The organism is Achromobacter aloeverae (genome assembly GCF_004121055.1).
GTDB classification, from domain to species: Bacteria; Pseudomonadota; Gammaproteobacteria; order Burkholderiales; family Burkholderiaceae_B; genus Bordetella_C; species Bordetella_C aloeverae.
Genome location: NZ_PYAL01000004.1, coordinates 1 through 10407 on the forward strand (window position 1 = coordinate 1; position 10407 = coordinate 10407).

Sequence of the window (10407 nt, forward strand, 5' to 3'; positions counted from 1 at the left end):
ATAGCGAGTTGGTCCCACTCCTTCCCATCCCGAACAGGACAGTGAAACGACTTTGCGCCGATGATAGTGGACGGACGTCTGTGAAAGTAGGTCATCGTCAGGCTCTTATCCTCAAACCCCCGCTGGTAACCCAGCGGGGGTTTGTCTTTGGGCGGACGGAATCCGCCCATGACACGCACGAGACGCGAAAACAAGGCCCGCCAGGCTGAACCTTGGCGGGCCTCGTTCATTGATAAAGCCTGACGATGCAAGCGTTTCTTGCATGATCGTCAGCAAATAACAACGCAGGCCGGCACGCGGCCCGGACGAGGCGCGCGTGCATTTCGATGTGGGGTAACATAGTCCGGCACTATTTAGAAGGAGCAGCATCGTGAGTGAACCCCAGATCCCTGTCACTTCCAACGGCCTCGATCTGCGTACGCTGACGCATGTCGCCTACGGCTTGTTCGCGCTAGGTTTCCTGACTGGCGGCGTGCTTTGCATGGCGACCGTCGCCAGCGTCGTCCTGATGTACGTCAAGCGTGCCGATACGGCCGGTACCTTCTACGCGGGCCACTTCGACTGGTTGTTGCGCACGTTCTGGTGGTCGCTTCTGTGGCTCGCCATCAGCGCCATTGCGACCCTGATCTTCCTGGGTTGGCTGGGGGTAGCCGCCACCATGGTGTGGGTGCTCTATCGCCTGATCAAGGGCTGGCTGGCCCTGCTCGAAGGACGGGGCCCGGCGGTCTACGCCTGATAGCGGCACAGCGCGCGCTGCGCGCCGTGGAACAAAAGAAAAATGGCTGGCGCGGACGCCAGCCATTTTTTTTATTCTGTTCGGCAGGGGTGCCGCAGCTGCGCAACGGGCAGCATGCAGCGCACGCCTCCTGCTGATATCGCCCAGCGATTACTTCAGGTGCGCATTGACCAGCTTGGTCAGTTCGAACATCGACACCTGGTCCTTGCCAAACAACGGACGCAGCTTGTCGTCAGCGTTGATATTGCGCTTGTTGCTGGCATCTTGCAGGTTGTGCTTCTTGATGTATTCCCAGATCTTCTTGGTGACCTCGGTACGCGGCACAGCCTCGGGGCCGATGACGGCAGCCAAGTCCGCGCTGGGCGTCAGCGGCTTCATGAACGCGGCATTCGGCTTGCGGGCAGTGGCGGTTTTGGAGGGGGTGGCCATAATCCGGCTCTCCTTCTCTGAGTGTTGGAAAATTGATCCTGCGGCCGGAGCATAACGTGTCTAGGCACTAAAGACAAAGGCATTTATTGTCTGTAGCAACTAAAATCACCTCCGAATCTTTACAACTCGGCTTTCTGTAACCTTCCTCCATGTACCCACGTTCAGCACTGGAATCGATCCGGCTTTTTCACGATGAATTGACCGCGATACGCAGGGATTTGCATGCACATCCCGAATTGGGCTTTGAAGAGGTGCGCACGTCGGGCATCGTGGCGGGCGGCCTGGCGGCCCTGGGTATCGAAGTGCATCGGGGAATCGGCAAAACAGGCGTGGTGGGCGTGATCCGTGGCAAGCAGTGCGACAGCGGCCGCATGATAGGCCTGCGCGCCGACATGGATGCCTTGCCGATGACCGAGGACAATCATTTCGGCCATCGTTCGACCAAGGACGGCCTGATGCACGGCTGCGGCCATGATGGTCATACGACCATGCTGCTGGGGGCCGCGCGCTACCTGGCGCAGACCCGCAACTTCGACGGCACCGCGGTATTGATTTTCCAGCCCGCGGAGGAAGGCCGCGGCGGCGCCAAGGCCATGATGGAAGATGGCTTGTTCGATACCTTTCCTTGCGACGCCATCTACGCCCTGCACAACTGGCCAGGCCTGCCGCCCGGCACGGTGGGCATCAACCCCGGACCCATGATGGCTGCGGCCGACCGCTTCGAGATCGTCATCAACGGCCGTGGCGGGCACGGCGCGCATCCTTACCAGACCATCGATCCCGTGGTGGTCGCGGGCCACCTGATCACGGCCTTGCAGACCATCGTGTCGCGCAACGTCAATCCGCTGGATTCGGCCGTGTTGTCCATAGGGTCGATGCAGGCGGGACACCCTGGCGCAATGAGCGTGATTCCCCGCGAGGCCAAGCTGGTCGGCACCGTGCGCACGTTTCGCAAGACAGTGCAGGAACTGCTGGAAAAGCGCATGACGGAATTGGCCTCCTCGATCGCCGGCGCCTTTGGCGCGACGGCCGAGGTGCACTATGAGCGCATCTATCCCGCCACGCTGAACACGCCGCAGCATGCCAACCTGGTCGCCGATATCGCCACCGAGATGATAGGCAGGGAGAACGTGGTGCGCGACCTGGTGCCCTCCATGGGATCCGAGGATTTCTCGTTCATGTTGCAGGCACGGCCCGGCGCCTACTTCCGCCTGGGGCAAGGCGGCGCCGAGTCCGGCTGCACGCTGCATAATTCCCACTTCGACTTCAACGACGCGGTGATCCCGCTGGGCAGCGCAATGTTCTGCGCGTTGGCCGAGCGCGGGATGCCGCTACCGGAGTAAGCTTTTTTCCTGGTTCCGTCCCGGGACCGTTGTCGCCGTCCTCGATGCCGCGCCTTAGTCGGTGCAGGACCTGAACCCACGGACCGCCATGCGCGGCCGTATTGAAGAACGCTCGACCCTTATGACTACTTCCACGCCCGCGCTCCTGACCATCACGCGCCCCGACGACTGGCATCTGCACCTGCGCGACGGCGAGGCGCTGGACGCCGTCGTTCCCGATACCGCACGCCAGTTCGCACGCGCCATCATCATGCCCAACCTGAGGCCGCCGGTGACCACCACCGAGCAGGCGGTGGCGTATCGCGGCCGCATCCTGGCCGCGCTGGCCAAGGCGGGCATGGACGAAGATCACTTCCAGCCGTTGATGACGCTCTACCTGACCGACAACACGTCGGCGGAGGAAATCGTGCGGGCCAGCGCATCGGGCCTGGTGCACGCCGTGAAGCTGTATCCGGCCGGCGCCACCACGAACTCGGCGGCCGGCGTCACGGACCTGCTCGGGAAATGCCGCCCGGCCCTGGAGGCGCTGCAGAAGCAAGGCATGCCCTTGCTGGTGCACGGCGAGGTCACCGACCCGACCACCGATGTATTCGATCGCGAGGCCCTGTTCATCGACCGCGTGATGCTGCCCTTGCGCAAGGCCTTTCCCGAACTGAAGGTGGTCTTCGAGCACATCACCACCAAGGAAGGCGCGCATTACGTGCGCGATGCGGAAGGGCCGGTCGCGGCGACCATCACGCCGCAGCATCTGCTGTACAACCGCAACGCCATCTTCACCGGCGGCGTGCGGCCGCATTACTACTGCCTGCCCATCCTCAAGCGCGAAACGCACCGGTTGGCGCTGGTGGAAGCCGCGGTCAGCGGCAGCCCGCGGTTCTTCCTGGGCACCGACAGCGCGCCGCACGCGCGCGGCTTGAAGGAACATGCCTGCGGGTGCGCCGGCTGCTACAGCGCCTTGCACGCAATGTCGCTGTATGCGCAGGCCTTCGATGCCGCAGGCGCGCTGGACAAGCTGGAAGGCTTCGCCAGCCACCATGGGCCGGCGTTCTATGGGCTGCCGCGCAATACCGGCACGCTGACGCTGGTCCGCAAGCCTTACACCATTCCGGAAGAACTGCCGTACGGCGCTACCACGCTGGTGCCCTTGGCGGCCGGCGAGACGCTGGACTGGCGGGTGCAGGCGTAAGCGGCCCAGGGGGCTGTACCGCCCGCGCTTCAGCTGGCGTCGCGGCGGGCTTCGAGCGCTTCCCAGCGCTCGAACTTCGCCTCCAGTTCCTTTTCTATCTCGCTGATCCGCGCGTTGATGCGCGCCACCTCGTCCGGCGCGTCGCGGTATAGCGAGCCGTCGGCGAGCTTGCCGGACAGGCCTTCCTGTTCCGCCTCCAGCGCGGCGATGGCATCGGGCAGGCCTTCCAGTTCCCGCGTTTCCCAGCTGCTCAGGCGGGACACCTTGGTCGGCTTGGGCCTGGCCGCCGCGGGCGCGGGCTTTTCTTCGTCCGCCGCCGGCGCCGAGGCGGCAGGCGCGGTCGCCGGCGCGATGACGCGGCGTTGCGCCAGCCAGTCGTCGTAGCCGCCGACATAGTCGTTCCAGATGCCGGGGCCGTCGTTGGCGATGGTTTGCGTCACGACGTTGTTCAGGAACTCGCGATCGTGGCTGACCAGCAGGACGGTGCCCGTGTATTCCTGCAGCAGGGCCTCCAGCAGTTCCAGCGTTTCGATGTCCAGGTCGTTGGTCGGCTCGTCCAGCACCAGGACGTTGGCCGGCCGGGCGAACAGGCGCGCCAGCAGCAGGCGCGCGCGCTCGCCGCCGGACAGGCTGCTGACGGGGGAGCCGGCGCGCGCGGGCGAGAACAGGAAGTCGCCCAGGTAGCTCATGACATGCTTGCGCGTGCCGCCGATCTCCACCCATTCGCTGCCCGGGCTGATGACATCGGCCAGCGTATCGGTTTCGTTGAGTTGGGCGCGCATCTGGTCGAAGTACGCGACTTCGACATTGGTGCCCATGCGCACGCTGCCGCTGTCGGGCTGGAGGCGGCCCAGCATCAGCTTCAGCAGCGTGGTCTTGCCCGCGCCATTCGGGCCGATGATGCCGATGCGATCGCCGCGCAGCAGCGTCGTGGAGTAGTCATTGACCACGATGCGGCCGTCGAAGGCCTTGGTGACGTGTTCCAGTTCCGCGACCAGCTTGCCGGAGCGCTGGCCTTCGGCCAGCGCCAGGTTGACGTTGCCCTGGCGTTCGCGTCGTTCGGCGCGCTCGACGCGCAGCCGTTCGAGGCGCCGCACGCGGCCTTCGTTGCGTGTGCGGCGCGCTTCCACGCCCTTGCGGATCCAGACTTCTTCCTGCGCGAGCAGTTTGTCGAAGCGGGCCTGTTCCAGCCGCTCCGATTCCAGCCATTGCGCCTTGCGTTCCTGCCATTGTGAAAAATTACCGGGGAAGCTGAGCAGGCGGCCGCGATCGAGCTCGACGATGCGCGTGGCGATGGCGTCGAGAAAACGCCGATCGTGCGTGATGATGACGGCGCTGCCCTTCCAGCCGCGCAGCAGGTCTTCCAGCCAGGCGATGCCGTCGAAGTCCAGGTGGTTGGTGGGTTCGTCCAGCAGCAGCAGGTCGGGATTGCCGGCCAGCGCGCGGGCCAGCGCGACGCGCTTGCGCGTGCCGCCGGACAGGCCGCCGATAAGCGCGTCGGTGGGCAGGCCCAGGCGCTCCAGCAAGGAACGCACGCGCGAGCCGCGTTGCCAGTCTTCGTGATCCTCGTCCGTACTGTTGACGACATCGAACACCGTCATCGATTCGTCGAGCTCGGGCTCCTGCTCCACCGTGGCGACGCGCAGCCCGGAGGCGCGCGCGACGTCGCCGTCGTCAGGCTGGGTACGGCCGTCGAGCAGGCGCAGCATCGACGACTTGCCGGCGCCGTTGCGGCCGATCAGGCCGATGCGTTCGCCGGCCTGGATGGAGAAATCGGCATGGTCCAGCAGCGGATGATGGCCGAAGGCCAGCTGGACGTCGGTAAAAGTGATTAGGGTGGTCGGAGCCATGAGCGGCAAGGCGAGTCTGTGCAAACCGCTATTGTCGCAGGAAGCCGGGACCGCTGCCTTCGCCGGGGTCAGTGGCCCGCGGCCGGGGCGGGGGATGCGGCAGCGCCTTCGGTCGCGGCTGTCCCGCCGGCGGCCGCGGCCTTGGCCGTCGTATTCTGGGCGGCGGCGCGCTGCTTGACCGGATCGTAGTAGCCGTCGGTCAGCGTGCCGAGGAAAGCCACCACGTCGTCGATCTCTTCCGGCGACAACGCGGGCTTGTCGCCAGGCTTGCCGCCGAACGGAGGATCCATGTTCACGTTCTCGTGGAAGCGCTCCGGCAGGTCGTCGAACTTCTCGATCGTGCCGTCCGGCTTGCGGGGATACCACTTTTCCGGGTTGGTGTCGCGGGTCACATACCATTCGACGACCTGGCGCAGGTCATGGAATACGCCATTGTGGAAGAACACCTTGCGCGTCGCCACGTTGCGCAGCGTGGGGGAGCGGAACAGGCCGCAATACTCGGGGTGGTCGGCCAGGTCCTTGCGCATGGGACCGCACAGCCCTTCGTCGTAGTACGACGGGTTCCTGTTGGCCGCAATGGCGGCGTTGCGTGGCAAGCCAAGGGCGATCAGCCCGAAGTCATTGAACAGGGGCAACTGGCCCGGCACGGCGAAGCGATGGCAGCTCGCGCAATTGCCCTTGTCCTCGGCCGCGAACAGGCGCATGCCGCGGGTTTCCTGGTCGTTCAGCCTGGCGAGGCCGCGCATCGCGGCGTCCAGCTTGCTCGAATAAGGCGCGAACAGTTCCGGCTGGCTCTGGTAGTACTCCAGCGTCTGCGTGATGGCGTCGAAGGCCTTTTCGTCCGTGTCGAACACGTGACCGCCGAACAGCTTGCGCAGCCGGTCGGCATTGGGGCCCGCCCGTACATGTTCGACGACCGTGGCGATATCGGGATTGGCCATTTCCTGGGGGTCGAGCAAGGGAATGCGCGCCTGGGCGGCGGCGCGGTCCACGCGGCCATCCCACGTCAGGCCGCCCGTTGGCCCCGCATCGGTGCTGTTGTCGCCCTCTTCTTCGCTGTCGATGAAGTGTTCCGAGAAGGGCGGGACCGTCTGCAGGTACATGAGCGACGGCACGGCGCGCACGCCGGCGTGCTGCATGTCCGGTCCGCCCAGTTGCACCGACAGGTCGTTCGGCGGCCCGTAATGGTTCTGGGGACTGTGGCAGCTGGCGCATGACTGCTTGCCGGACGCGGACAACGCGGTATCCGTGAACAGCACGGCGCCCAGCGCCGCCATGTCGGCCGCCCGCTGGCGCGCATAGGCCCGATCGTAAGTTCGTGGCGGCTCCGGGAATTTCTCGTAGACGTCCTGCTGGGCGTCGGCGGCCGTTGCGTTGCTGCGCTCGCCCCATAACGCGAGCGCGCTGCTGATGCCGATCGCCAGCACGGTGGCGACGAGGGTGCATAGCACGCCGCGCAAGCGCAGTTGGCCGGCAGGAATCGAGACGGTGGGACGATCGGATGGACGCAGGGGCAAGGGCATGTCGTGGAAGCAAGGGGGCGCGGTGAGGGCCGGGCGGAATTCAACAGGAAGGTTCAACAGGAAGGTGCAATAGGAAGCTGCGGCCGCGCTTGCGCCCGGGGAAGCCGCGGCCGCGCTTGCGCCCGGGCCTCGGTCCGCAGCGTAAACATCGAATATTTCAGGTTTGCTGAAGCCGGTTGACGAGCGTCTGAACGCCCCTGGCGGCTGGCCTTGATCTTTCTGCGCGGATTCAGATTGTGTTCAGCGGCGGTTCACGAAGTTCACATGGTGTAACCCCAACATATGCGGCGCTCGGTGTCCGGACACCGGTTACTTCCCACGACAAGAAAGAGGAAAGCATTTCATGAAGAGCACGCACAAGATCGTCGCGCCCCTGGTGGCCGCGGCGTTGGCCGCCGGACTGGTCGCCTGTGGCGGTGGTGGCAGCGACGACGACGATACCCCGTCGACGACGACGCCCTCCACGCCCGCCGCGTCCGCCCCCGCCCCCACGCAAGAAGAGCTGGTCTCCAAGGCAGTGGACAACATCCAGAACGTGGTGGTGATCTACGCGGAAAACCGCAGCTTCGATAACCTCTACAGCGATTTTCCCGGCACCGACAGCCCGCTGGCCACCGCCACCTACGAGAAGCAGGTCGATCGCGACGGCACCACCGTGCTGACCTCGCTGCCTCCCGTCTGGGCCGGCCTCACGCCCGCGGGCCTGCAGTTCGACACGACCGTGCCCATCGTCGCGCAGACGTCGACCACCGGCATGACCAACGCGCCGTTCTCGATAAACGAGACGTATCCGGGCGTGGACATCAACGCGGTCAACGCGGACATGTGGCACAACTTCTACCAGAACCAGATGCAGATCAACGGCGGCAAGAACAATATGTTCGCCGCCTGGGCGGACAGCGGCGGCGGCCTGGTGATGGGCCACTTCACCGGCAACGCCAGCAAGCTGCCGCTGTGGAAGGTGGCGCAGAAATACACGATGGCCGACCACTTCTTCATGGGCGCCTTCGGCGGTTCCTTCCTGAACCACCAGTACCTTATCGCGGCCGCCGCGCCGGTGGATCCCGTCACGCCCGCCAATTCGGCCACGCTCAATTCGCACGTTGCCATCCTGGACGACGGCCCGCAGGGCTATCACCTGTCGGTGAACACCGCCGCCGCCGGCGCCGCATCGGCGCTGTCCGGTCCGGCCACGTCGATCTTCAAGTCCAACGGCGCGCAGCTGACGCCGGACGGCTATGCGGTCAATACGATGCAGCCCCCGTACCAGCCCAGCGGCAACAAGCCGGCCGCCGACGCCGCTGGCGTCACGGAAGGCGTGCTGGCCGACCCGACGGCCGCGACCACGCTGCCGCCGCAGACCGGCCCGAACATCGGCGACTACCTGACCAACAAGAACGTCGAGTGGGCGTGGTACTCGGGCGGCTGGGCTTTCCAGACGGCCCGCGCCACCAGTCCGGCGGGTTGGGCCGGTTCCGACTACACGTACACGGCCGCCTACCAGGCGGACGGCGTGACGCCCTTCGTGAACTTCCAGTTCCATCACCAGCCCTTCAACTACTTCAAGCGCTTCGACCCGACCACGGCGGCCGGCATCGCCGATCGCGCGGAGCACTTGAAGGATGCCGGCGTGAACGGCGAGCAATTCATCGCCGACATCAAGGCCGGCAAGCTGCCTCCCGTGTCGTTCTACAAGCCGGTCGGCAACCTGAACGAGCACAACGGCTATGCCGACGTGCTGCGTGGCGACCAGCACATCGCCGACGTCATCTCCGCCCTGGAGAAGAGCCCGCAGTGGGCGCACATGCTGGTCATCGTGACGTATGACGAAAACGGCGGTCTCTGGGATCACGTCGCGCCGCCCAAGGGCGACCGCTTCGGCCCGGGTTCGCGCATTCCCGCCATGGTCATCGGACCCACGGTGCGCAAGGGCTACGTGGACCACACCATGTACGACACCACGTCCATCCTGCGCTTCATCACGCGCCGCTGGGAGTTGCCCGAGCTGCCGGGCCTGGCCACTCGTCGCGAGGGCCTGAAGGCCAATGGCGTGGACCAGGGCGACCTGAGCAACACGCTGGACACGAGCGCCGCCGCGTCGTAAGCCACGTCGGTGGCCACCTTGTTGGCCACCTCGTAGGCCACCTCGCAAGCCGCGTCGTCAGTCACGGCTACCCCTGCCCAAAACCGCCGGGCTGCCCAGCGCAGCCCGGCGGTTTTCCTTCAGGAGGTACAATCTCGTCCGCAAGACGAATCGGGCAATCGCGGGGCGCGCACGCGCTTCGAGGAAGGTCCGGACTCCATAGGGCAGGGTAACGGCTAACGGCCGTCCGTCGGTCCGGTGGCAACACCGGCACGGCGAGGAACAGGGCCACAGAGACGAGTCTGCGAAGCGGGCGGGAGGCAACTTCCGCACAGGCACGGCCACTCCGTGTCGCGCCGGCCGGCAACGGCCGGTGGCATCGCAGGGTGAAACGCGGCAACCTCTACCCGGAGCAACATCAAATAGGCATGCGCACGGTCCTCGGACCGGGAAGGGCGGCCCGTTCGAGCATGCGGGTAGATGGCTAGATCCGGCCAGCAATGGCCGGGCCAGAGGAATGATTGCCCATCGGACTCGCGTCCGGTGTACAGAATCCGGCCCATAGATTCGTCTTGCCTTGCTTTCGGCTGAAATCGACACAAGTAAGGCGAGGAAGTTACCTTTTAGCACCGAAGTCTCATGTAGGACTTTGAGTTCTAGCGACAACCCCCTGATTTATCAGGGGGTTTTCTTTTTTGAGTTTTGCCAAGTTCGCCTAAGTCCTTGTTGTGATTGAAAAAATTGTGTCGGCCTGCTTGACCGCGCTTTAACCATCCCGTAGAGTGGGAAAAAGTAGGTTTTTGTGCAATTAAGTGGGAGGGACGGGGTGTTCCAGGGAAGCAGCGCGTTAACGCTGGATGCGAAGGGTCGGGTGTCTATCCCGACCCGGCATCGCGACGCCCTGTTGGCCCAGGCGGAAGGTCGCCTCACCCTGACCCGCCATCCGGACGGCTGCCTGTTGATGTATCCCCGCCAGGAATGGGAAAAGCGGCGTGAAACGATCGCCGCCCTGCCCATGTCGGCGCGCGCGCTGCAACGGCTGCTGCTGGGAAATGCGCAGGATGTGGAGCTGGACGGATCGGGCCGCATTTTGATCGCGCCGGAATTGCGCAATGCGGCCGGCATGACGCGCGAAGTGATGATGCTCGGCATGGGTGCGCACTTCGAGCTGTGGGATGCGGCTGCCCTGGCCCGCCGCGAGGCGGAGGATCTGGCGCAGGGCATGCCGGACGTTCTCAACCAGTTTTCTTTCTGACG

8 protein-coding genes, 1 rRNA gene and 1 other RNA gene are annotated in these 10407 nt (G+C 65.0%); 7 read left to right on the plus strand and 3 right to left on the minus strand.

Annotated features, from left to right (window positions below):
- Both rrf and C7R54_RS14080 read left to right on the plus strand, forming a co-directional pair.
- Positions 1-103 (plus strand): 5S ribosomal RNA (gene rrf, locus C7R54_RS14075); the annotation flags it as partial.
- A 267-nt stretch (positions 104-370) separates the two neighbouring features.
- A complete protein-coding gene (locus C7R54_RS14080) occupies positions 371-736 on the plus strand; it encodes a DUF4870 family protein (protein ID WP_129151089.1) in 366 nt (121 codons plus the stop codon).
- Positions 737-886: 150 nt separating this feature from the next.
- Here the strand turns inward: C7R54_RS14080 and C7R54_RS14085 are convergent, their stop codons facing one another.
- Complete coding sequence (locus C7R54_RS14085) at positions 887-1165, minus strand: SWIB/MDM2 domain-containing protein (RefSeq protein ID WP_088599477.1); 279 nt, start codon at positions 1163-1165, stop codon at positions 887-889.
- A 149-nt stretch (positions 1166-1314) separates the two neighbouring features.
- On the opposite strand from C7R54_RS14085, the gene C7R54_RS14090 reads away from it, so the two are divergent.
- Entirely contained in the window at positions 1315-2508 is a 1194-nt protein-coding gene (locus C7R54_RS14090) for a M20 aminoacylase family protein (protein WP_129151090.1), read from the plus strand.
- A gap of 121 nt (positions 2509-2629) precedes the next feature.
- Positions 2630-3694: a dihydroorotase gene (gene pyrC, locus C7R54_RS14095; RefSeq protein WP_129151091.1), complete on the plus strand. Its 1065-nt coding sequence runs from the start codon at positions 2630-2632 to the stop codon at positions 3692-3694.
- Between the two features lie 29 nt (positions 3695-3723).
- Here pyrC and C7R54_RS14100 read toward each other — a convergent pair whose 3' ends face one another.
- Together C7R54_RS14100 and C7R54_RS14105 are read right to left on the minus strand one after the other, a co-directional pair.
- Positions 3724-5544, minus strand: a complete 1821-nt coding sequence (locus C7R54_RS14100) for an ATP-binding cassette domain-containing protein (RefSeq protein ID WP_129151092.1) — start codon at positions 5542-5544, stop codon at positions 3724-3726.
- A gap of 68 nt (positions 5545-5612) precedes the next feature.
- A complete protein-coding gene (locus tag C7R54_RS14105; protein WP_129151552.1) occupies positions 5613-7067 on the minus strand; it encodes a cytochrome-c peroxidase in 1455 nt (484 codons plus the stop codon).
- Between the two features lie 343 nt (positions 7068-7410).
- Here C7R54_RS14105 and acpA point away from each other — a divergent pair, with 343 nt between their 5' ends.
- The 3 genes from acpA (at position 7411) to mraZ (ending at position 10405) form a co-directional block, all read left to right on the plus strand.
- The gene (gene acpA / locus C7R54_RS14110) at positions 7411-9171 is read left to right on the plus strand and encodes an acid phosphatase (protein WP_129151093.1); all 1761 of its coding nucleotides are present in this window, start codon (positions 7411-7413) and stop codon (positions 9169-9171) included.
- 142 nt (positions 9172-9313) lie between these two features.
- Positions 9314-9728, plus strand: an RNA gene (rnpB, locus tag C7R54_RS14115) — RNase P RNA component class A.
- Positions 9729-9976: 248 nt separating this feature from the next.
- The gene (gene mraZ, locus C7R54_RS14120; RefSeq protein WP_129151094.1) at positions 9977-10405 is read left to right on the plus strand and encodes a division/cell wall cluster transcriptional repressor MraZ; all 429 of its coding nucleotides are present in this window, start codon (positions 9977-9979) and stop codon (positions 10403-10405) included.
- Positions 10406-10407 lie beyond the last annotated feature (2 nt).

What these genes read in the sequence shown, in the direction of transcription:
- C7R54_RS14085 (WP_088599477.1), bottom strand. Translation starts at nt 1,165, where the DNA reads ATGGCCACCCCCTCCAAAACCGCCACTGCCCGCAAGCCGAATGCCGCG.
- C7R54_RS14090 (WP_129151090.1), top strand. Translation starts at nt 1,315, where the DNA reads ATGTACCCACGTTCAGCACTGGAATCGATCCGGCTTTTTCACGATGAA.
- pyrC (WP_129151091.1), top strand. Translation starts at nt 2,630, where the DNA reads ATGACTACTTCCACGCCCGCGCTCCTGACCATCACGCGCCCCGACGAC.
- C7R54_RS14100 (WP_129151092.1), bottom strand. Translation starts at nt 5,544, where the DNA reads ATGGCTCCGACCACCCTAATCACTTTTACCGACGTCCAGCTGGCCTTC.
- C7R54_RS14105 (WP_129151552.1), bottom strand. Translation starts at nt 7,067, where the DNA reads ATGCCCTTGCCCCTGCGTCCATCCGATCGTCCCACCGTCTCGATTCCT.
- acpA (WP_129151093.1), top strand. Translation starts at nt 7,411, where the DNA reads ATGAAGAGCACGCACAAGATCGTCGCGCCCCTGGTGGCCGCGGCGTTG.